This is a genomic window from Limnohabitans sp. 2KL-51, from assembly GCF_003063645.1.
In the GTDB taxonomy this organism is placed as follows: domain Bacteria; phylum Pseudomonadota; class Gammaproteobacteria; order Burkholderiales; family Burkholderiaceae_C; genus Limnohabitans_A.
The window spans coordinates 216,946-238,616 of record NZ_NESJ01000003.1; the positions used below are offsets into that span (position 1 = coordinate 216,946).

Sequence of the window (21,671 nt, forward strand, 5' to 3'; positions counted from 1 at the left end):
ATGCAAATCTCCAATTGAGTGAAACGGATATTAACGGCGAAAGATGCCGCATCAGGTGCCGGGTGAGATTTCAAACACCTGGCGCAGATAAGCCAAGTATTTCTCGTCATCACACATACCCTTGCCCGGCGAATCGGACAATTTGGCCACAGGCTGGCCGTTGCAACGGGTCATCTTGATGACGATTTGCAGCGGCTCGTAACCCAGGTCATTGGTCAGGTTGGTGCCAACACCGAAGGCCAATTGACAGCGGTCGTGGAACTGTTGGTAAAGCTCAATGGTGCGCGGAATCGTCAGGCCGTCACTGAAAATCAGCGTCTTGGTTTTGGGGTCCACCCGGTTGTGCTGGTAGTGCGCGATCATGCGCTCACCCCAGCTGAACGGGTCGCCGCTGTCGTGACGAGCGCCGTCAAACAGCTTGCAAAAATACAGATCAAAGTCGCGCAGAAAGGCGTTGAAACCGTACACATCGCTCAGCGCAATGCCCAAGTCGCCCCGGTACTCTTTGGCCCAAGACTCGAAAGCAAAAATTTGGCTGTCGCGCAGTCTAGGCCCCAAGGCTTGCGCCGCTTGCAAATACTCATGCGCCATGGTGCCCAGCGGGGTCAGGCCCAGCAAATACGCGTAATAGACATTGCTGGTGCCCGCCAACTGGCCACTGGGCCCGGTACCCAAACGGGCAGACAAGACACGCAACACCTCTTCATGCCAGGCGCGTGAAAAACGCCGGCGCGTGCCGTAGTCGGCAATTTTGAGGGTTTCAAGGCCTGGTGCTTTGAGTTGAGCAATTTTGGTGTCCAGCAGTCGGCGGCCCTCCATCAAGTCGGGCACCTTCTGGGTGTTGCGAAAGAACACCTCATTGACGATGGCCAACACCGGAATCTCGAACAGAATCGTGTGCAGCCAAGGCCCCTGGATGGTGATGTCGATCTCACCCGATGGCAAAGGCGTGACTTCAATGTATTTTTCATTGAGCTTGAACATGCCCAAAAAATCAACGAAGTCGCTCTTGATGAAGCGCATGGAGCGCAGGTACTGCAGCTCCCCTTCCTTGAATGTCAAGCTGCACAGCGAGCGAATTTCTTCGCGAATCTCTTTGACGAACTGTGCCAAAGGCACGCCCGGGTTGCGGCACTTGAACTTGTATTCGACCTGCGCCCCCGGAAACTGGTGCAACACGACTTGCATCATGGTGAACTTGTACAGGTCGGTGTCGAGCAGGCTGGTGATGATCATGGTGTGTTGTCTCTGGTGGCTAGGGCCACTCGTTGTTGTGGGGCAGTGTAAGGGATGCCCAACCCGGTCAAGCGATACTCAAGCCGCCAAGTCCATGCGACCGCTGGTCAGCACCAGCACTCGCTGCGCATGCTGGGCCGAGCTGTTGTTTTGCTCGGGCACCAGCAACATTCATTAAAGGAACCGACTCAATCGACCCAATGCGTGAAGTCTTGCCCTGACACCCGTGTGGTTTGAAAGGTGTTGACCAGTGCAGATTCGTCGGCATAACCCAGCGACATGCCGCAGACCAACATTTCGTTTTCACCAGCGCCGACCAGCGGCAAGATAATTTTGGAAAAGCCGTTCCAAGCCGCTTGCGGGCAGGTGTGCAGGCCACGCGAACGTGCCGCCACCATGATGCTTTGCAAGAACATGCCGTAGTCGAGCAAACTGCCTCGCCCCATCACCTTGTCAATGGTAAATATCAGGCCCACGGGCGCATCAAAAAATCGGAAATTCTTTTGGGTCTGCGCATGCATCAAGGCCTTGTCGCCCTTGCCGATGCCCAGAACGCCATACAAACCAAAACCGCATTCGCGGCGGCGGTCGATGTAGGGGCTGACCCATTTTTCGGGGTAATAGTCATACGACTCGGCGTAGTCCGCAGCCAGTGCGGGGTTGGCGCTGATGGCGTCGTGCGCGGCACAGGTTTGGGCCACCAGCTCATCGCGCTTGGCGCCTTGCAGAACATAAACCTTCCAGGGCTGGGTGTTGGTGCCGCTGGGCGCGCGTCCGGCAATGCTCAGCACCTCTTGCAGCACAACGCGGTCCACGGGCTTTTGCAAATAAGCACGGGCAGAAAAGCGGCTCAGAATGGCGGCATCCACGCTGGCCGGGTCCTTCACGTGGGTGCTGACTTGGGGTCCGGTGTTCATCATGTCAAAGTCTCCAAAAATGTTTTAAGTGGGCCAGGCAGGGGCACTGGGCGGCGGGTTTCGCGGTCCACGTACACATGCACAAAGTGGCCCCGGGCAGCGCTCAGGTCTTCGCCTTGGGCAAACAGGCCCACCTCGTAGCGCACGCTGGAGCTGCCCAGCTTGGCCACGCGAATACCCGCATCAACGGTTTGCGGGAAGGCCAGCGGCGCAAAATAAAAACACTGGGTTTCCACCACCAGACCAATGGTGGTGCCCGCGTGGATGTCGAGCACGCCCTGCTCGATCAAAGTGGCGTTCACGGCGGTGTCGAACCAGCTGTAATAAACCACGTTGTTCACATGGCCGTAAACGTCGTTGTCCATCCAGCGGGTGCTGATGGGGCGAAACGCTTTGTAGCTGCTGCGCGCGTCGGCTTGGGGTTTGGCTGCAGGCGAAACGGGGGTGTTCATGGCCCGAGATTGTGCCAGCGTTGCCAATAGCCCAAAGCCACATCCCAAGTCTGCATTTGCACCTGCACCGTGGTCTCGATGTCGTAACCATAGCCACCCCCCATGCACAGCACCACCGGCAGCCTGCGTTGCCAGGCCCAGTCCATCACCACACGGTCGCGTGCCTGCATGCCGTCGGCTGTCAATTTGAGGCGACCCAACCGGTCGCCCTCATGCGGATCGGCCCCGGCCAGGTAAATCACCAGTTGAGGATCAAAGCGGTCTTGCAGGCCTTGCAAGGCCTGGTGCAAGGCGGCCAAATAGGGTTCGTCGGTGCAGCCGTCGGGCAGGCCCACGTCCAGGTCGCTGGGCTCTTTGCGGAAAGGAAAGTTCTTTTCGCCGTGCAGCGAGAGCGTGAACACGCTGGGGTCGTTTGCGAATATATGAGCCGTGCCGTTGCCCTGGTGCACATCCAAGTCAATCACCGCGACTTTCAATGACTGACGCTGGTGTCGCCAGGCCTCGGCCTGCATCAGACGGGCCGTCACCGCTATGTCGTTGAACACACAAAAGCCACCGCCCTTGTGCGCATAGGCGTGGTGCGTGCCCCCCGCCAAGTTGCCCGCCACCCCTTGGGCCAAGGCATCGCGGGCGGCGGCCACCGTGGCCCCGACCGAACGGCGGGCCCGCTCGGCCATAGCCAAACTCCAAGGGAAACCGATTTCGCGCTGCACCGCCGCATCGAGACTGCCGGTGGCCACACCCTGGATATAAGCGGGCGTGTGTACCAGCGCCAACTCACCGTCGCTCGCGGCCGGGGCCTCGCGCATGACCACGGCAGGAAGCTCTTGCGTCAGACGGTCGCGCAGTCGGCTGTATTTGCGCATCGGAAAGCGGTGACCTTCGGGCAAGGGCAAAACAAAGTGGTCGGCGTAGTAAGCGTGCATGTTTTGATTCTGGGCAAAGCGATTCTAGAAAACCCTCTCTAAACTGAGCCACTTGTGGGCCCATGCCCTTGCAATACCCGGTAGAAACCCTAAAATTCAAATCATGCTGCACTGCAACAAATTTGTACGGCCCCGGCCAGTTACGGCGCAGTCTTCTTGAAAACAAACTTTTATCTGGAGCCCCTCATGATGACACCCGAACAAATCGCCGCCTCGCACAAAGCCAACGTGGAAACCCTGTTTGGCCTGACCGCCAAAGCCTTTGAAGGCGTTGAAAAAATGGTTGAACTGAACCTGAGCGCCGCAAAAGCCGCTTTGGACGAGTCCGCCAACAACACCCAAGCGGCTCTGAGCGTGAAAGACGCCCAAGAGCTGATGGCCATGCAAGCCAACCTGTTCCAGCCTTTGGCTGAAAGAACAGCCGCTTACAGCCGCCACCTGTACGACATCGCGTCAGGCACGGGCAGCGAGTTCACCAAGGCCTTCGAAGCTCAAAGTGCCTCTGCTCAAAAGCAGTTCGCCACTTTGGTGGACAGCGCCGCCCAAAATGCCCCTGCCGGCTCCGAGCAAGCCGTGGCCATGATGAAGGGTGCCGTGACCGCGGCCAACGCCGCATTCGAGTCCGTGCAAAAAGCCGTCAAACAAGCCACCGAACTGGCCGAGTCCAACCTGACTGCTGTGGCGCAGACTGCTTCTCCAAAAGCTGCAAAGAAAAAGTAATTTTTTGTCTGCAGGTTTTACAAGAATTTGCCGCTTATTTTTGCCAGTTGTCTCCTCGGGTCTCTTTGAATTTCATCTGGGAAACAGGGATCCGTTAAAGGGCTGATCGCAAGATCAGCCTTTTTTTTGGCCATGCCGGGTCATCTCGCATCGTTTGACTCGGTGTCCCTTGACTTGATCGGGGATCCCAATTCAATCATCGCCCCTCTTCAAACTGGACCAAACGCGCTTTCAAGGCGGGCAAAGCCGCCCGCATCGCCACCCGCCCGGCTTCAATCGATCGCAAACGGGCGCTGAAATCGGCGCTTTTGATGCCGTTCAAAGCGGGCCGAATCACCAGATCGGCCTCTTTGAGCGCCAGGGTGTTGATGCTTTTGCCCATGATGGCAAAGGTCTGCATCAAAATCTGGAAGGTGTCGCCATAAGGGTTGCCCTCCGGGTCACTGGAAATGTCCACCGCAATCACAAAGTTGGCCCCCATTTCACGCGTCTGGCGCACCGGCACAGGCGAGACCAGGCCCCCGTCCACGTATTCACGATCGCCCAGCCGCACTGGTTGAAACACCGCAGGCACCGCACTCGACGCTCTCACCGCCGCCCCCGTGTTGCCCCGCCGGAAGGTAATGGCCTGCCCGTTACCCAGATCGGTGGCCACGATGCCCAGCGGTATTTGCATTTGTTCCATTGTTTTGCCGCCGACCTGGGTGTTCACGTACTTGGCCAAGGCCTCGCCACGCAAAGCACCCCGATTCAAAATCGGCAGCATCCAGTCGGTGATTTCGGCCTCCTGCATGGACTCGGCCACGCGCACCAGTTCAGCGGGCGTTTTGCCGCTGGCGTACAAAGCTGCCACCAAACTCCCCGCAGAAGTGCCCGCCACATGGCTGGGCCTGAGCCCTGCCTCCTCCAGCACCTGAATCACGCCCACATGGGCAAACCCACGCGCCGCCCCGCCACCCAGCGCCAGCCCCAACCGAACCTCGCGCCGCTCGGCCACAGGCGGTGAGCCAGGTTCTTGGGGCTTTGTGGACTGCAAGCTGCCGCAGGCCGTCAAAAACACCAGTGTCAACACCAAACTGAGCCACTGCCCCGCTCGCCTGAGCCCACCACCCGACCTGGCTTGCCCTGCGGGTTCGACCCGCATGCCATGGCTTATCCCTTGCACTGTTTGCATGTATTCCTCAAATCTTATTGATAACGATTCGCATTTGGCTTAAACTTTGGCCACCCAAATTAGCAGTCCAAGAGAAACAATGACACTGTCACCATCCCTTTTGAGCATCGTCTGTCTCCTGAGCGCCGCATCGGCCCTGGCGCAGGACAAAGTGCTGAACATCTACTCGGCCCGTCACTACCCCACCGATGAAGTCATGTACAGCGACTTCACCAAAGCCACGGGCATCAAGATCAACCGTGTGGATGCTGATGATGCGGGTATTCTCGCCCGACTCAAGGCTGAAGGCGCAGCATCTCCTGCTGATGTGATTTTGCTGGTGGACGCCGCCCGCCTTTGGCGCGCCGAGGTCGATGGCCTTTTCTTGCCCATCAAGTCGGCCAAACTCGACCAAGCCATTCCCGCCAACCTGCGGGCCAAACCAGCCGACAGCGGCGGCACGGCCTGGTTTGGCCTGTCCACTCGGGCACGCGTGGTCGTGTACGACAAGCTCAAATACAGCAAAACCGATGTGGACAGCTACGAGAAGCTGGCCGATGCCAAATTCAAGGGCAACCTGTGCATCCGCAGCGGCTCACACCCTTACAACCTGAGCTTGTTTGGCGCCATGACCGAGCACCTGGGTCCGCAAAAAACCGAAGCCTGGCTCAAAGGCCTGGTGGACAACATGGCACGCAGCCCCAAAGGCGGCGACACCGACCAAATCAAAGGCGTGGCTTCGGGCGAATGCGGCGTGGCCATCACCAACGCCTATTACCTGGCCCGCATGATGCGATCGAGCAACCCGGCCGACAAAGCCGTGACCGACAAAATCAGTGTGGTTTTCCCCAACCAAACCAGCTGGGGCACCCACATGAACGTGGCCGGTGGCGCAGTCGCACGGCATGCCAAAAACACCGACAACGCCATCAGCTTTTTGGAATACTTGGCCAGCCCCGGCGCACAAAATCACTTTGCCAACGGCAACAACGAGTGGCCTGCAGCCAAAGGCGTGAGCTTTGACAACCCGGCCCTCAAAGCCATGACGGGTGGCAACTTCAAAAGCGAGTTGCTGCCGATCAGCGCCGTGGGCATGAACCAGATCAAGGTGCAGCAAATGCTGGACCGGGTGGGATTCAAGTGACGCCCAATATCACAGGAACTTGACGCGCTCGCTCAAGGTCGCAAGGCTGACTTGCGGCGTCTTCAAGGCACCTTGGGCACCATGGCCCACCACCACGCCCATGCCCGCCACCGGGGCCAGACTGTCCAGCTGAAAACGCCCCACACCAGGTGTTTGGCGGATGAAGCATTTCTCGTCAAAGTACCGCCTGTCACCGTTGGCGTCGATCTCGTCGCTGTCGACCGTCTCAAAGCCAATCAACGCGCGCACACCAGCCAAGTCCCCACCGCCCTCAACGGCGGTGATGGTCTTTTGGGTGGGATCAATCAGAAAACACAGCATGGCCAAACTCCTTATGGACGCGGAAAAACGGCAGCTTAAGTCAGTACAGCGTCGGCTATGGTCTGCGACACCGAAGTAGCCACAGAAGCGGCCGGGGTACGGATCAGGTGGTCAAAGGCGCTCAGTGCGGCTTTGGCACCCTCACCCGCTGCGATCACGATCTGTTTGAAAGGCACAGTGGTGCAATCGCCCGCGGCGAAAACGCCGGGCACATTGGTGTGGCCCTTGGCGTCCACCACGATCTCACCAAATTTGCTCAGCTCAACCGTGCCCTTGAGGAACTCGGTATTGGGCACCAGGCCAATTTGTACGAACACACCTTCCAACTCGACCCAGTGGTCATCGCCAGTCGTGCGGTCTTTGTAGCGGATGCCGTTGACCTTACCGCCATCGCCCGTGATTTCGGTGGTCTGCGCGTGGGTGTGCACCGTGACGTTGGGCAAGCTCTTGAGCTTGGCCACGAGCACCGCATCGGCCTTGAGCTGGTCGGCAAACTCGATCACCGTGACGTGTTTGACGATGCCCGCCAAGTCAATGGCCGCCTCGATGCCCGAGTTGCCGCCACCGATCACAGCGGTGCGCTTGCCCTTGAACAACGGGCCATCGCAATGCGGGCAATAGGCCACGCCTTTGTTTTTGTACTCGGCTTCGCCGGGCACGTTGACATTGCGCCAGCGTGCGCCGGTGGACAAGATCACGGTGCGTGCCCGCAAGGTACCGCCATTTTCCATCTTGACCTGTACCAGGCCGCCGGTTTCGGTGGCGGGGATGATTTGGGCGGCGCGCTGCAAGTTCATGATGTCCACGCCGTACTGACGCACCTGCGCCTCGAGCGCAGCGGCAAACTTGGGACCATCGGTTTCCAGCACCGAAATGTAATTTTCAATGGCCATGGTGTCGTTGGTCTGGCCACCAAAACGCTCGGCGGCCACACCCACGCGGATGCCTTTGCGGGCGGCATACACAGCAGCCGCTGCACCGGCAGGGCCACCGCCGACGATCAACACCTCATAAGGCTCTTTGACGTCGAGCTTGGCGGCGTCACGCTCACCGGCTTTGGTGTCGAGCTTGGCGATAATTTCTTCCACCGACATGCGGCCTGAGCCGAAGACCTGGCCGTTCAAAAAGACCATAGGCACCGCCATGATCTGGCGCTCTTCCACTTCTTTCTGGAATGCGCCGCCTTCGATCACCACCGTTTTGACCTGCGGGTTAACGATGGCCATGAGCGACAAAGCCTGCACCACGTCGGGGCAGTTGTGGCAGCTCAGCGACATGTAGACCTCGAAATTGAAGTTACCTTCAAGGGCCTTGATGCTGTCAATGATGTCGGCCTCGACCTTAGGGGGGTGACCGCCCGTCCACAGCAGGGCCAAGACCAGCGAGGTGAACTCGTGGCCGAGTGGCAAGCCTGCAAAACGCACCCCAGTGGTCTGGCCTTCGCGGGCCACCACAAAAGACGGCTTGCGTGCATCGTCACCCGAGGTGTCCAGACTGACCTTGTCAGACAAACCGACGATGGTTTCCAACAGGTTTTTCATGTCAACGCCCGTCTCGCTGTCGTCCAACGAGGCGATCAGGCGGATCGGCTGGCGCAGCAAGGCCAGGTATTGCTGAAGTTGGGCTTTGAGGGTGTCGTCGAGCATGGTGATCTCCGGTTTTCAGGGGGCAGTGAACTTGGACCCGCACTTGTGGCGCAGGCCAGGGAACTTGGGGGGACTTTGGGGGGAAAACGTTGAGCGCAAGGCACGCAGGCTTGTGACCCGCATGCGTTGAACTCAGCGCCCTGACCAGCAGGGCACCCGAGATTTAGATCTTGCCGACCAGGTCGATGGAAGGAGCCAAAGTCTTGGCGCCTTCTTTCCACTTGGCGGGGCACACTTGGCCAGGGTTGGCGGCGGTGTACTGAGCGGCTTTGAGCTTACGCAGGGTCTCGGACACGTCGCGAGCGATCTCGTTGGAGTGCACTTCGGCGGTCTTGATCATGCCTTCGGGGTTGATGATGAAGGTGCCGCGCAGTGCCAGGCCTTCTTCTTCAATGTGCACGCCAAAAGCGCGTGTCAGAGTGTGTGTAGGGTCGCCGACCAAGGGGAACTTGGCCTTGCCCACGGCAGGCGATGTCTCGTGCCACACCTTGTGCGAGAAGTGGGTGTCGGTGGTGACGATGTAGACCTCAGCACCGGCTTTCTGGAATTCGGCATAGTTGTCAGCCGCGTCTTCGATTTCGGTGGGGCAGTTGAAGGTGAAGGCGGCGGGCATGAAAATCAGCACCGACCACTCGCCCTTGAGGGTTTCGTTGGACACTTGCACGAACTTGCCGTTGTGGAAAGCCTGGGTTTTGAAGGGCTGGACTTGGGTATTGATCAAAGAGGACATGGTCATTTCCTTTGGGTGGTTTAAAAAAACTATCGAATGAGAAAACTCATTGGTCGCAATCATAATGCAACCTAGGGTTTCTACTCATGAGTAGTTCCTATCGACCTCATAGGAAAAAGCTTTCAGCTCAAGCCTTCCAATTGATTTTTCCACCCCCCCTGAGCCAACCCCACGGCCAAACTCAGCCAAGCCAATATCCAGGACGCGCCGCCCCAAGGGACCAGGGCACGCAACGCATCCCACCCCAACACATGCCGCGCATACAGGTTGAAACTGAACAAGAACAAGCCCAGCACCATGAGCCAGCCCGCCGTCTGCAACCAACGCGATCTTCCGCAGACCCGCAACGCCAGCCCGGTTAACAACAACCCCAGCGAGTGAAATTGCTGCTGGCTCAAAGCGGTTTGCACCGCCGGGGGCATGCCCCCGGCAAACACCGGCAAATGCGCAAAGGCGGCGCTGAACACCACGCTGGTGCAGGCACTGATCGCCCCCAGCGCAAGAAACCACCGGGCAGAGTGGGGCCAGACTTCAAAAGAAGAACCAAAGATATTTGCAGAAGACGGGCTGGACATGGTTCGGCTGGTCGAAAGGTGAAAAATGAACCTGCGCATTGGAGCACGACTTTGTGCGTCAGATTTGATTTTCATCAGACACTGGCCACGCGCCTGGGTGCACAGTGAAACGTCAATACCAACCCAAGGAAGCACCGTGAAACTGCTGATCGATTTGTTTTCCACCGACTACGGCCTGATGAGTTTGGCCGTGATCGTGGTCATGCTGCTGATGGGTGCTTTTTTCTTGCGCATGTTTTTGCACAAGATGAACCACAACGAATGACCGCTCTCACCAGCGGTCTGCGGCAACTCCCTGCCCGCCCGCCGGGCGACAGCACCATCTGCCACAAGGGGTTGTCGCAGGCCCGGAAGGTGCCCGTGCAATCCGCAGGACGCAGCACCTCAGGCGTTAAAAACAGACGGGTTGCCCTTGGGCCCTACCTTGCCAAAGGGCATAATTGACGTTGACGTAACGTCAACCACATTCAGGAGCAACCCATGGACATTCAAGGCAAGGTTTTCATCGTCACCGGCGGCGCATCGGGCTTGGGCGAAGGCACAGCGCGCATGCTGGCGGCCCACGGCGGCAAGGTGGTGATTGCCGACATGCAGGCTGAAAAAGGTGAAACGATTTCCAAGGAATTGGGCGGCGCATTCGTTAAATGCGACGTGAGCAACGAAGCCGACGGCCAAGCCGTGGTGGCCCAAGCCGTATCCATGGGAAAGCTGGTGGGTCTGGTCAACTGCGCTGGCATCGCCCCCGCTGAAAAAACCGTGGGCAAGAACGGCGCACACAACCTGGCCGTCTACACCAAGACCATCATGGTCAACCTGGTGGGCACCTTCAACATGATCCGCCTTGCCTCTGAAGCCATGTGCAAAAACGAACCCGAAGCCACCGGAGAGCGCGGCGTGCTGATCAGCACCGCCAGCGTGGCGGCTTACGACGGCCAAATCGGTCAGGCCGCTTATGCCGCATCCAAAGGCGGCATCGTCGGCATGACCCTGCCCATTGCCCGCGACCTCTCGCGCAACGGCATCCGCAACATGACGATTGCCCCCGGCATCTTTGGCACCCCCATGCTGTTTGGCATGCCACAAGAAGTGCAAGACGCGCTGGCCGCCGGCGTGCCTTTCCCCAGCCGCTTGGGCACCCCTCAGGACTACGCCAAGCTGGCCAAACACATCATCGAAAACGACATGCTTAATGGCGAGGTGATCCGTCTGGATGGTGCGATTCGTTTGGCTCCGAAGTGAGCTGATGCGCTAAGGCGGATTTTTGACAGACCCTTCGGGGCCTGTTTTTTTTCAGGGCCTCAATTTTGATCCGGCCTGAGTGAATACCCGAAAGTGCGCAAATCTTGGTAACGATCACTGGCATCATCTTTTCAAGGAAAAGCTATGAATATTTCATTGCCTTTGAGCCTCACAGTCATAGCGCTGTTGAGCGCCTGCACCACACAGCCCCCCCGCAGCGATTTCCGCTACAGCGTGCCCGATCACGCCACGCAACCCGAAGCGGCCAGTGGCAACACCAGCAAACCCGGCTGGGCCTTCACGCGCCAAGCGGTGGCAGCCGCCAACCCGCTGGCCACCGATGCGGGGCACCAGGTGCTGCGCGCAGGCGGCTCGGCACTCGATGCGGCCATTGCCGTGCAAATGGTGCTGGGCCTGGTCGAGCCGCAATCCAGTGGCATTGGCGGCGGTGCATTTTTGCTGCACTTTGATGGCCAAAAAGTCACAGCGCACGACGGGCGCGAAACCGCCCCCGCTGGCGCACGCGGCGACATATTTCTAGACCAGGGCAAGCCTCTGCCTTTTGCGGATGCCGTGCAGAGCGGCCATTCGGTGGGCGTGCCCGGCGTGGTGCGCATGCTGGAGGTGGCCCACCGCCAGCACGGCCGTCTGCCTTGGGCGCAGTTACTGCAGCCCGCCATCACCCTGGCAGAGCAAGGCTTTCGGGTCAGCCCCCGTTTGCACGCATTGCTGAACGCCGACGCGCTGCTCAAACAAGACCCGCTGGCCCTGCGCTTTTTCTACCAAGCCGATGGCCAAGCCTGGCCCGTGGGCCATGTGCTGCGCAACCCCGAATATGGCCATGTGTTGCGACGCATTGCCGAGGGTGGCAGCCGCGCCCTGCACGAAGGGCCGGTGGCCCAGGCCATGGTGGCACGCACGGCCCAAGCACCCCGCCCTGGCACCCTGAGCCTGCAAGACTTGGCCAACTACCAGCCCCGCATGCGCGAAGCCCTGTGTTTTGACCACACAGCCGCATCGCGGGCCTACCGCATCTGCGGCTTTCCGCCACCGTCTTCGGGCCAGATCGCCATTGGCCAAATTTTGGGCATGCTGGGCCACACCCAGGCCCAAGGCCCCGAGCTGGCAGGCGGCCTGCCCGCATCCGACTGGCTGCACCGTTACACCGAAGCCTCGCGCCTGGCTTTTGCCGACCGGGCGCAGTTTGTGGCCGACCCGGAATTTGTGAGCGCCCCCGCTGGCGACTGGCGCATCCTGCTCGCGCCCGGCTACCTGCGCGAACGCAGTCAGCTGATCGGTGCCCAGGCCATGAAAGCGGCCCCAGCGGGCCAGCCCGGCGGCCAAAAAACCAGCTTCGCCCCCATGCCCACACAAACCGAGTACGGCACCAGCCACATCAGCGTGGTCGATGCACAAGGTCGCGCAGTGGCCATGACCACCACCATCGAAGCCGCCTTTGGTTCACGCCGCATGGTCACCACCGACCCGACTCGGCCCGGCGGCTTTTTGCTCAACAACCAGTTGACCGATTTCAGCCTGGCCCCTGCCGACGCGCAGGGCCGCCCGATTGCCAACCGGGTTGAGCCCGGCAAACGCCCGCGCTCGTCGATGTCGCCCACACTGGTGTTTGACAAGGCCACAGGCCAACTCCTCATGAGCGGCGGCAGCCCCGGGGGCGCACTCATCATCCACTACACCGCCAAGCTGCTCACGGGCACGCTGCACTGGGGCATGAACGCGCAGCAGGCGATTGACCTGCCCAACTTCGGCTCGCTGGGTGGTCCGACATTGCTGGAAGCCCAGCGCTTTGACCGCAGCACCGTGGACGCCCTGAAAGCGCGCGGCCACGAGGTGTTCGAAATGGAAATGACCAGCGGCCTTCAGGCCATAGAGCGCACACCCAAAGGCTGGTTTGGCGGCGCCGATCCCCGGCGCGAAGGCGTGGTGCAGGGCGACTGAGCTTCAGTCACCCAAGCGACCACACCCGGGCTGCGGCTCAGGTTTGCCCTCTTGCCAGTTCGCGTCGCTTCCATTGCAATGGTCACACCCATTCCAACAGGAGACCTTTGTGAACACCCCAGGCACCAGCCGTCGCACTTTTGTTCAAGCATCCGCAGCCGCCGCGGCCGCGGTGGCCTTCCCCAGCTTGGCCCAGGCACAGGCTTTTCCGGCCAAGCCCATCAAACTGATCTGCCCTTGGCCTGCGGGCGGTTCGACGGACGCCGTGATGCGCGCTTTGGCCGAGAGCGCCACCAAGGCGCTGGGTGTTCAAGTCATCATCGAAAACAAACCCGGTGCCAGTGGCATGCTCGGTCCCAACGAGTTGGTGCGTGCCCAACCCGACGGCTACACCCTGTCGCAAATCACCATCGGCGTGGCGCGTTTGCCCCACATGATGAAGATGCAGTTTGACCCGCTCAAAGATTTCACCTACATCGCCTGCCTGACCGGCTACACCTTCGGCGTGGTGGTGCGGGCCGACTCACCCATCAAGTCGATTGCCGACCTGGTGTCTTTTGCCAAAGCCAACCCGGGCAAGTTCACGTATGGGTCGACAGGTAACGGCACCACGCCACACCTGGCGTTTGCCGAATTCGCCAACAAAGCCAAGATCGATGTCACCCACGTGCCCTTCAAAGGCAGCACCGACGGACTTCAAGCGGTGTTGGGTGGCCATGTCATGTCGCACAGCGACGCCACCGGCTGGGCACCGCAGGTCGAAGCAGGCACCATGCGCCTGCTGGCCACCTACGGCAGCAAACGCACCAAGCGCTGGCCCAACGTGCCCACGCTCAACGAACTCGGTTTCGACACCGTCTCCGATTCGCCCTTCGGCATCGGCGGCCCCAAGGGCATGGACCCGGCCGTGGTCAAACGCCTGCACGACGCCTTCAGGAGCACGCTGCAAGATCCGGCCGTGCTGGCCAGCTTCGACAAATACGACCAATCGGTGATCTACATGGGCACCGATGAATACACCCAGTTCATCCGCAACATGTTCCAGTCCGAAAAAGCGACCATCGAACGCTTGGGCTTGGCCATGAAAACTTAAAAAAGGTCAAAACGTCTCGCCTGGAGGCGGCAGGGGCAAGGACTCCCAAAAAAAACGGCAGCCTAGGCTGCCGTTTTGCTTGGATGCCGGATCCAGTCCAGCATGACAGATGGGGTCAGTAAGCCTGGCCCAACTGGCCCAGGATAGCGGGGTTCTCCAAGGTGGAGATGTCTTGCGTGATCTCTTCGCCCTTGGCCAGCGAGCGCAGCAGGCGACGCATGATCTTGCCGGAACGTGTCTTGGGCAGGTTTTCGCCAAAGCGGATGTCTTTGGGCTTGGCGATCGGGCCGATTTCTTTGGCGATGTGGTCGCGCAACTGCTTGGCAATCGCCTTGCCTTCTTCCCCGGTTGGCAACGAACGCTTGAGCACCACGAAGGCGCAAATGGCTTCGCCCGTGGTGTCATCGGGGCGGCCCACCACGGCGGCTTCGGCCACCAACTCGGTGCAGCTGACCAAGGCCGACTCGATTTCCATCGTGCCCATGCGGTGACCGGAGACGTTCAAAACGTCGTCGATGCGGCCGGTGATGGTGAAGTAACCGGTTTTCTCGTCGCGGATAGAACCGTCACCCGCCAGGTAATACTTGCCTTTGAAGTCATCGGGGTAGTAGCTCTTTTTGAAACGCTCGGGGTCGCCCCAGATGTTGCGGATCATGGAAGGCCATGGGCGCTTGACCACCAAAATGCCGCCTTGGCCATCGGGCATGTCTTTGCCGGTCTCGTCCACGATGGCCGCTTGGATGCCGGGGAAGGCCAGCGTGCAAGAGCCGGGCACCATGGGTGTGGCGCCAGGCAGCGGCGTGATCATATGGCCACCGGTTTCGGTCTGCCAGAAGGTGTCGACGATGGGGCAATTGCCGCCGCCCACATGCTTGTGGTACCACTCCCAAGCAGCGGGGTTAATCGGCTCGCCGACCGAACCCAACAAGCGCAGGCTCGACAAGTTGTAGCTCTTGGGGTGCACGGCGTCGTTGGCTTCCGCAGCCTTGATGAGCGAGCGGATGGCGGTGGGCGCGGTGTAAAAGATCGAGACCTTGTGGTCCTGGATCATTTTCCAGAAGCGGCCTGCGTCTGGGTATGTGGGCACGCCTTCGAACACGATTTCGGTGCCGCCCAAAGCCAAGGGGCCGTAGGTGATGTAAGTGTGACCGGTGACCCAGCCGATGTCGGCCGTGCACCAGAACACATCGTCGGCTTTCAAGTCAAAGGTCCACTTGGTGGTCAAGGCTGCGTGCAGCAAGTAGCCGCCGGTGGAGTGCTGCACACCTTTGGGTTTGCCGGTGGAGCCGGAGGTGTAGAGCAAGAACAAGGGGTGCTCGGCACCCACCCACTCGGGCTCGCAGGTGGTGGCTTGCTTGTCGGCCAGATCGGACATCCACAAGTCGCGGCCTGCGGTCATGGCGATGTCGGCGCCCGAGCGCTTGACGACCAAGACATTCTTGATGGAGCCGCAACCGCCCAAATTGATGGCGTCGTCCACGATGGATTTGAGGGGCAACAACTTGCCGCCACGCACCTGGTTGTCGGCGGTGATCACGGCCACCGCGCCGGTGTCTTCGATGCGGTCGCGCAGCGACTGGGCTGAGAAACCACCAAACACCACCGAGTGGGTCGCGCCGATGCGGGCGCAGGCTTGCATGGCCGCCACGCCGTCGATCGACATCGAGATGTAGATGACCACGCGGTCACCTTTTTTGATGCCCAAGCTCTTGAGTGCGTTGGCGAATTGGCAGGTCTTGGCCAGCAGCTGGCTGTAGGTGACCTTGGCGACTTCGCCACCGTCGGCTTCAAAAATGATCGCGGTCTTGTTGCCCAGGCCTTTTTCGACGTTGCGGTCTAGGCAGTTGTAAGAGGCGTTCAACGTGCCGTCTTCGAACCACTTAAAGAAAGGCGCGTTGGATTCGTCGAGCACCTTGGTGAAGGGGGTCTTCCAGCTGATGAGCTCTCTGGCCAGACGAGCCCAATAGCCCTCGTAATCGGTTTCGGCTTCTTTGCACAGCGCCTCATAGGCGGGCATGCCCGAAATGTGGGCGTTTTTCACGAAATCGGCGCTGGGTTGGTAAAGATTGGAACTCATCAGATTTGTCTCCTCATTGACATGGTCGTTTTTTAAACTGATGCAAATATCTGCTTTCGCTCTTACAAAGCACTGACTGACATCAGGCTTGCATCTGTCCGATATTAAATCGGACTTCTACCGCCTAAAATCAGTATTCGCCCCAAGGCATTGCCTTTATGCAACTTTCAGGAAAACCATGTCCAACCAGCAGCCCGCCCCTCAAGGCAAATTGAGCCCTTTGAGCAGCTTTATTTTTGCCAGCCGATGGCTGCAATTGCCTCTTTACTTGGGGCTGATAGCCGCACAAGCGGTCTATGTGTTCCATTTTTGGGTTGAACTGGTCCACCTGCTCGAAGCGGCATTTGGCAGCCAACCCGCACTGCAGGCCCTGGTCAGCAGCATTGGCTACAAAGCCGATGCGCCGCTCACGACCCTGAATGAAACGGTGATCATGTTGGTGGTTCTGGCCCTGATTGACGTGGTCATGATCTCGAACTTGCTGATCATGGTCATCGTGGGTGGTTACGAAACATTTGTCTCGCGCCTGAACCTCGAAGGCCATCCGGACCAGCCCGAGTGGCTGAGTCACGTCAACGCCTCGGTGCTCAAAGTGAAACTGGGCACGGCCATCATCGGCATCAGCTCGATCCACCTGCTCAAAACCTTCATCAACGCGGCCAACTACGACGAAAAAGTGCTGATGTGGCAAACCATCATCCACATGGCTTTCTTGTTCAGCGCCATCGCCATTGCCTACGCCGACCGCCTCATGTCTCACCACGACAAGGCGCACTGAGCGCCTGATAACGACCATTTTTTGATTTTCTCGAGATCAAACCCCCATGACCACCCTGATCAAACAAGCAGACCTGATTGAATCCGTCGCCGCCGCGCTGCAATTCATCAGCTACTACCACCCGGCTGACTTCATCTCGCACCTGGCCAGCGCTTACGAGCGCGAGCAAAGCCCCGCCGCCAAGGACGCCATTGCGCAAATCCTGACCAACAGCAAGATGAGCGCGATCGGGCACCGCCCGATTTGCCAGGACACCGGCATCGTCAACGTGTTCCTCGAAGTCGGCATGGATGTGAAGTTCGACGGCTTTACAGGCAGCCTGGAAGACGCGGTCAACGAAGGCGTGCGCCAAGGCTACAACTTTGCCGAGAACACGCTGCGTGCGTCCGTCGTGTCGGACCCGCACTTCAACCGGAAAAACACCAAGGACAATACGCCCGCCGTGATCTTCACCAAGATCGTGCCCGGCCACCATGTGCATGTGACCGTGGCGGCCAAAGGCGGCGGCAGCGAAAACAAGTCAAAGCTGATCATGCTCAACCCCGGCGACAGCATCGTCAACTGGGTGCTCAAAACCGTGCCCACCATGGGCGCAGGCTGGTGCCCACCGGGCATGCTGGGCATCGGCATTGGCGGCACGGCAGAAAAAGCCGTGCTCTTGGCCAAAGAAAGCCTGATGGACGACCTGGACATGTACCAGCTGCTCGAAAAATCCAGCAAAGGCGAGAAGCTCGACCAAGTTGAAGACATGCGCCTGGAGCTGTACCACAAGGTCAACGCCCTGGGCATTGGCGCGCAAGGTCTGGGCGGCCTGACCACGGTGCTCGACGTCAAGATCAAGCTGTACCCCACACACGCAGCCAGCAAGCCCGTGGCCATGATCCCCAACTGCGCCGCCACCCGCCACGCGCACTTTGTGCTCGACGGCTCTGGCCCTTCGTATTTGGAAGTGCCTTCGCTCGACCTGTGGCCCAACGTGGACTGGACGGCCGACACCGAAAAAAGCCAGCGCGTGGATCTAAACACCCTCACGCCCGAGCAGGTCGCCGCCTGGAAACCCGGCCAAACTCTGCTGCTCAACGGCAAGATGCTGACCGGCCGCGATGCCGCACACAAGCGCATTCAGGACATGCTGGCCAAGGGCGAGCCGCTGCCTGTGAGTTTCAAGAACCGCGTGATTTATTACGTGGGCCCGGTGGACCCCGTGGGCGATGAGGCCGTGGGCCCCGCAGGCCCAACGACTTCTACACGCATGGACGGCTTTACCGAAATGATGTTGGGCCAAACCGGGCTGATCGCCATGATCGGGAAGGCCGAACGCGGCCCCGTCGCCATCGAAGCCATCAAAAAGCATAAGAGCGCTTACCTGATGGCCGTGGGCGGCGCGGCTTACCTGGTGTCCAAAGCCATCAAGCACGCCAAGGTCGTGGGCTTTGCCGACATGGGCATGGAAGCGATCTACGAATTCGACGTGGTGGACATGCCTGTGACGGTGGCCGTGGACGCGGGCGGCACCAGCGCCCACATCACCGGACCAGCTGAGTGGCAAAAGCGCATCGCCACGGGCGAGTTCAAAGGCATTGGCGTGACCGCTGGCTGATGCACCCCTGCTCTACAAGGCCGCGCAAGCGGCCTTTTTTCAGGCCCAACCCCCTATGATCATCGATTCACAACACCCCATTGGCGTGTTTGACAGCGGCATTGGCGGCCTGAGCGTGTTGCAGGCCTTGCAAACAGAACTGCCGAACGAGCGCTTTGTGTACCTGGCCGACAACGCACACGCGCCTTACGGCGAAAAAAGCGAAACCTTCATCCGCCAGCGCACCCACGCGATTGCCGAGTACCTGCTGACGCAGCACCACATCAAGGCGCTGGTCGTGGCCTGCAATACCGCCACCGCAGCGGCCATACATGAATTACGAGCACTGCACCCTGCGCTCCCGCTGGTGGGGTTGGAGCCCGCACTCAAACCGGCCTTGGCCCAAAGCCAAACCCGTCACATCGGCGTGATGGCCACCCGGGCCACCGTGGTCAGTGACAAGTTTGCGCGACTGTTGGCCAGCGTGCAAAGCGAGGCGCATTTTGAAGTCCTGGCCTGCAACGGCCTGGCCTCGGCCATCGAACACAGCACCCTGCCCGATCAGGCCCAGGCTGCGCAAGCGCAAATCGCGCACTTGTTGCAGACCTACACCCAGGCCATGGGCCGCTTTGGCTGCGCACCTGGCGACATCGACACCTTGGTGCTGGGCTGCACCCACTATGTGTTTGTCGAACAGGATTTGCGCCAATTGTTGGGGCCCCATGTGCAACTGGTCTCAACGGGCAGACCGGTGGCGCGTCAAACGCACCGCTTGCTGGCGGCGGCTGACCTGCTGAACAGTGGAAAAACAGATGGGGCTGCGCAGCCTATTCGCTTGATGACCACAGGCGACTTGCAAGGCCTTCAAGCCGCCGCACAGCGCTGGCTGGGCTTGCCCCCGGAGGTCTGCGAGGCAGTGCCTGCCTTGCTCAGCTGAGATTTCGGGACGGCCAAGAAAGGGCGTGTCCCACGCCCATCGCCCACGGGGTGTGCTCCCACAACAGATCCACCCTCAACCCTCAACCCTCAACGCCCAATGTCAAGGATTCGATTGCGCCGCCAATCGGCCTCGTTCCACATTCACCGGCATCAACAACACCAGCCCCAGCACAAACAGCAAAGAGGTGGACCCGATCGCCAGGCGCTGGTTGCCATCGCTCAGCCAGGTGATCAGGCCATAGGTCAGCGGTCCCAGAATGCTGGCCAGTCGAATGGCAAAGGTCCACAGGCCAAAAAACTCACCCAAGCGATGGGCCGGCACCATCAGCCCCGCCATGGCGCGACCCGCAGACTGGCTCGAGCCCATGCAAAAGCCAGCAATCCCGGCCGCCCACCAGAACGTGGCCTTGTCCGTGGACAGGGCCGCAATGAAACAAGTGGCCACCCAGCCCAGCAAAGTCAACGACAAGGCCAGTTTGTGACCCACGCGGTCTTGTACATGGCCAAAGATCAGGGCCCCGACAAAAGCCGCGATGTTGAGCACAAAGATCAGCACCATGGTTTCTTGCGGCTGAAACCCGATGACCTGCTCGGCGTAAATGGCGGCCAGGGTGATAGCCACCGCCACCCCACCCTGGTAGGCCACGGCGCAGGCCAGCAACTGAGTGAAATCGCGGTAAGGCAAAGCCTCGCGCAGGGTCTGGCGCAAGTGTTGCAGGCTTTGTGTGACCGACCGGATCGGCACTTCGGGCCGAGCTGGCGAGTGCTCACGCAACAGGGCAAAAGTGAACCACGCCGCGCCGCCATAAACGGCCGCCGTGATCAGCATCGTGACCGGTACAAACTGGCTGCCCGACTCGCCGCGCGCTTGCGCGGCCAGCACATAAGCCAGACAAATGCCCAGCGTCAGCATGCCGCCGATGTAGCCCAGCGCCCAGCCCCAACCGCTCACGCGGCCCATGGCCTCAGGCTTGGCCAGTTCGGGTAAAAACGAAGCCGTCAGCGATTCGCCATACGAAAAGAAGGTGTTGGACAGCACCAAAATGCACAAGCCCAGCGCCACCTGCCCCGGCCCTACCAGCGCCAAAGCCGCAGTGCTGATCACGCACCCGGCGGTCACCCACATCAGCAAACGTTTTTTACCCGCCACGCGGTCGGCCCACGCGCCCAACCCCGGCATGGTAAGCATGACAATCAAATAAGACACGCTCAAACCCGAGGTCCAGGCCAAGGTGGCCCAGTCGGCCCCGTCCGCCACACCGCCCACAAAGTAGGCCGCAAACACCGCCGTGATGACCACCGTGGAATAACCCGAATTGGCGAAGTCGTACATGGCCCAGCCAAAAACTTCGCGCAAGCGCACGCCCGGGTTTAGCGCGGAACGAAGACGGTCAAGGTTCATGGTGCGCCCCGATCAGTGCAAATGCCTAGGACGGCGTCCACCACCACTGCCGCCATGTCCGCTTGAACCTCCCGAGCCACGCGGCGGCTTGCCAAGCTCCAGAGAGCTGACCAGGCTGTCAAAGCGCTGGCTGAACAGCTTGTCGATCTCGGTGACCACACCCGACAACTCGGCCCCGTCAAAGTGGCGCTCCATCATGTTGATCACATCGTGCACCAACAGGTCGCGCTGGGCCTGCATGATGGCGCCCGGATCAGGCCCCACAAACAGCATCACAAAATCGTCGCGCGACTCGCTCCCGCTGGCCTCGTCTTCGTCGTCGAACTCGGTGTCGTAAAAAGTGACCTCGATCTGGGTACCCGCCGCCGACAAGTCGTTGATGTTCATGCACAGATCGTCCATGACCATGCGGAAGTCCTCGTCGCCGCGAACGGTCCAGCACAGGTTCAAGCGCTGGGTAGTGGCATCAAAACGGATGCCCGGCTCTTCTTCGTACAGGCTCACAGCGCCTTCGTGCAAAGAACGCGCCCCGGCGTAATGCCAAAGGGGCTTGAGCGCTTCCTGTATAGCCTTGATGTCAGTGCCGGGTTTGATCGGCACATCACCATGCACGTGAATTTCGAGCGGTGCGTTGTCGTGGTTCATGATGATGTTTTCCTCAATTGGTGCCCCGAACCGGAATCGAACCGGTACGCCCGCTATGAACGAAGCAACGGATTTTAAGTCCGGTGTGTCTACCAGTTTCACCACCGGGGCAGAGCGCTTATTGTGCCTTGATAACGCGG

Annotated in this window: 20 protein-coding genes, 1 tRNA gene and 1 pseudogene; 9 read left to right on the forward strand and 13 right to left on the reverse strand. The window is 59.8% G+C overall.

All coding sequences use genetic code 11. The features are described from left to right. Positions 1–51 precede the first annotated feature (51 nt). The 4 genes and pseudogenes from pncB to B9Z49_RS04150 form a co-directional block, all read right to left on the reverse strand. Positions 52–1,242, reverse strand: a pseudogene (pncB, locus tag B9Z49_RS04135) (nicotinate phosphoribosyltransferase); the annotation flags it as partial. A 182-nt stretch (positions 1,243–1,424) separates the two neighbouring features. Further along, on the reverse strand, positions 1,425–2,156 hold the full coding sequence (locus B9Z49_RS04140; protein ID WP_108352162.1) for a nitroreductase: 732 nt from the start codon (positions 2,154–2,156) through the stop codon (positions 1,425–1,427). Further along, positions 2,153–2,605 carry a thioesterase family protein gene (locus B9Z49_RS04145; RefSeq protein ID WP_108352163.1) on the reverse strand — a complete coding sequence of 151 codons (453 nt, stop codon included), beginning with the start codon at positions 2,603–2,605 and terminating at the stop codon, positions 2,153–2,155. The genes B9Z49_RS04140 and B9Z49_RS04145 overlap by 4 nt, the downstream gene beginning before the upstream one ends. Further along, positions 2,602–3,531: a histone deacetylase gene (locus tag B9Z49_RS04150; protein WP_108352164.1), complete on the reverse strand. Its 930-nt coding sequence runs from the start codon at positions 3,529–3,531 to the stop codon at positions 2,602–2,604. The genes B9Z49_RS04145 and B9Z49_RS04150 overlap by 4 nt, the downstream gene beginning before the upstream one ends. Before the next feature lie 186 nt (positions 3,532–3,717). Between B9Z49_RS04150 and B9Z49_RS04155 the strand changes: the two genes are divergently transcribed. Further along, complete coding sequence (locus B9Z49_RS04155) at positions 3,718–4,251, forward strand: phasin family protein (protein WP_108352165.1); 534 nt, start codon at positions 3,718–3,720, stop codon at positions 4,249–4,251. A gap of 196 nt (positions 4,252–4,447) precedes the next feature. Here the strand turns inward: B9Z49_RS04155 and B9Z49_RS04160 are convergent, their stop codons facing one another. Further along, positions 4,448–5,425 carry a patatin-like phospholipase family protein gene (locus B9Z49_RS04160; RefSeq protein ID WP_233254499.1) on the reverse strand — a complete coding sequence of 326 codons (978 nt, stop codon included), beginning with the start codon at positions 5,423–5,425 and terminating at the stop codon, positions 4,448–4,450. A gap of 79 nt (positions 5,426–5,504) precedes the next feature. Here B9Z49_RS04160 and B9Z49_RS04165 point away from each other — a divergent pair, with 79 nt between their 5' ends. Continuing rightward, positions 5,505–6,548 carry an extracellular solute-binding protein gene (locus B9Z49_RS04165; protein WP_108352166.1) on the forward strand — a complete coding sequence of 348 codons (1,044 nt, stop codon included), beginning with the start codon at positions 5,505–5,507 and terminating at the stop codon, positions 6,546–6,548. A gap of 9 nt (positions 6,549–6,557) precedes the next feature. Here the strand turns inward: B9Z49_RS04165 and B9Z49_RS04170 are convergent, their stop codons facing one another. From B9Z49_RS04170 to B9Z49_RS04185, 4 genes are all read right to left on the reverse strand, one after another. Continuing rightward, a complete protein-coding gene (locus B9Z49_RS04170; protein WP_108352167.1) occupies positions 6,558–6,869 on the reverse strand; it encodes a hypothetical protein in 312 nt (103 codons plus the stop codon). 35 nt (positions 6,870–6,904) lie between these two features. Continuing rightward, positions 6,905–8,515, reverse strand: a complete 1,611-nt coding sequence (gene ahpF, locus B9Z49_RS04175; RefSeq protein ID WP_108352168.1) for an alkyl hydroperoxide reductase subunit F — start codon at positions 8,513–8,515, stop codon at positions 6,905–6,907. Between the two features lie 163 nt (positions 8,516–8,678). Next, the gene (gene ahpC, locus B9Z49_RS04180) at positions 8,679–9,245 is read right to left on the reverse strand and encodes an alkyl hydroperoxide reductase subunit C (protein ID WP_089961842.1); all 567 of its coding nucleotides are present in this window, start codon (positions 9,243–9,245) and stop codon (positions 8,679–8,681) included. A 122-nt stretch (positions 9,246–9,367) separates the two neighbouring features. Continuing rightward, complete coding sequence (locus tag B9Z49_RS04185) at positions 9,368–9,820, reverse strand: DUF423 domain-containing protein (RefSeq protein WP_158273421.1); 453 nt, start codon at positions 9,818–9,820, stop codon at positions 9,368–9,370. 136 nt (positions 9,821–9,956) lie between these two features. Between B9Z49_RS04185 and B9Z49_RS04190 the strand changes: the two genes are divergently transcribed. The 4 genes from B9Z49_RS04190 to B9Z49_RS04205 all read left to right on the forward strand — a co-directional run bounded on the left by B9Z49_RS04190 (position 9,957) and on the right by B9Z49_RS04205 (position 14,111). Beyond that, positions 9,957–10,085, forward strand: a complete 129-nt coding sequence (locus B9Z49_RS04190) for a DUF3149 domain-containing protein (protein ID WP_199224977.1) — start codon at positions 9,957–9,959, stop codon at positions 10,083–10,085. A gap of 215 nt (positions 10,086–10,300) precedes the next feature. After that, positions 10,301–11,059 (forward strand): 3-hydroxyacyl-CoA dehydrogenase, encoded by a 759-nt coding sequence (locus B9Z49_RS04195; RefSeq protein WP_108352170.1) that lies wholly within the window; start codon positions 10,301–10,303, stop codon positions 11,057–11,059. A 144-nt stretch (positions 11,060–11,203) separates the two neighbouring features. Continuing rightward, positions 11,204–13,018 carry a gamma-glutamyltransferase family protein gene (locus tag B9Z49_RS04200; protein ID WP_108352171.1) on the forward strand — a complete coding sequence of 605 codons (1,815 nt, stop codon included), beginning with the start codon at positions 11,204–11,206 and terminating at the stop codon, positions 13,016–13,018. A gap of 109 nt (positions 13,019–13,127) precedes the next feature. After that, a complete protein-coding gene (locus B9Z49_RS04205) occupies positions 13,128–14,111 on the forward strand; it encodes a tripartite tricarboxylate transporter substrate binding protein (protein WP_108352273.1) in 984 nt (327 codons plus the stop codon). 115 nt (positions 14,112–14,226) lie between these two features. Here the strand turns inward: B9Z49_RS04205 and acs are convergent, their stop codons facing one another. Next, complete coding sequence (gene acs, locus B9Z49_RS04210; RefSeq protein WP_108352172.1) at positions 14,227–16,188, reverse strand: acetate--CoA ligase; 1,962 nt, start codon at positions 16,186–16,188, stop codon at positions 14,227–14,229. A 178-nt stretch (positions 16,189–16,366) separates the two neighbouring features. Here acs and B9Z49_RS04215 point away from each other — a divergent pair, with 178 nt between their 5' ends. The 3 genes from B9Z49_RS04215 to murI are packed head-to-tail and all read left to right on the forward strand — an operon-like array spanning position 16,367 to position 19,482. Next, positions 16,367–16,966 carry a TIGR00645 family protein gene (locus tag B9Z49_RS04215; protein ID WP_108352173.1) on the forward strand — a complete coding sequence of 200 codons (600 nt, stop codon included), beginning with the start codon at positions 16,367–16,369 and terminating at the stop codon, positions 16,964–16,966. Positions 16,967–17,012: 46 nt separating this feature from the next. Beyond that, positions 17,013–18,566 (forward strand): fumarate hydratase, encoded by a 1,554-nt coding sequence (locus B9Z49_RS04220; RefSeq protein WP_108352174.1) that lies wholly within the window; start codon positions 17,013–17,015, stop codon positions 18,564–18,566. A 55-nt stretch (positions 18,567–18,621) separates the two neighbouring features. Continuing rightward, a complete protein-coding gene (murI, locus tag B9Z49_RS04225) occupies positions 18,622–19,482 on the forward strand; it encodes a glutamate racemase (RefSeq protein WP_108352175.1) in 861 nt (286 codons plus the stop codon). A gap of 102 nt (positions 19,483–19,584) precedes the next feature. On the opposite strand, the gene B9Z49_RS04230 is transcribed toward murI, so the two are convergent. The 3 genes from B9Z49_RS04230 to B9Z49_RS04240 all read right to left on the reverse strand — a co-directional run bounded on the left by B9Z49_RS04230 (position 19,585) and on the right by B9Z49_RS04240 (position 21,642). After that, complete coding sequence (locus B9Z49_RS04230) at positions 19,585–20,886, reverse strand: MFS transporter (RefSeq protein WP_108352176.1); 1,302 nt, start codon at positions 20,884–20,886, stop codon at positions 19,585–19,587. Between the two features lie 12 nt (positions 20,887–20,898). Then, positions 20,899–21,531, reverse strand: a complete 633-nt coding sequence (locus tag B9Z49_RS04235) for a DUF6806 family protein (protein ID WP_108352177.1) — start codon at positions 21,529–21,531, stop codon at positions 20,899–20,901. A gap of 18 nt (positions 21,532–21,549) precedes the next feature. Then, positions 21,550–21,642: transfer RNA gene (locus tag B9Z49_RS04240), tRNA-Leu, on the reverse strand. Between the last annotated feature and the right edge of the window lie 29 nt (positions 21,643–21,671).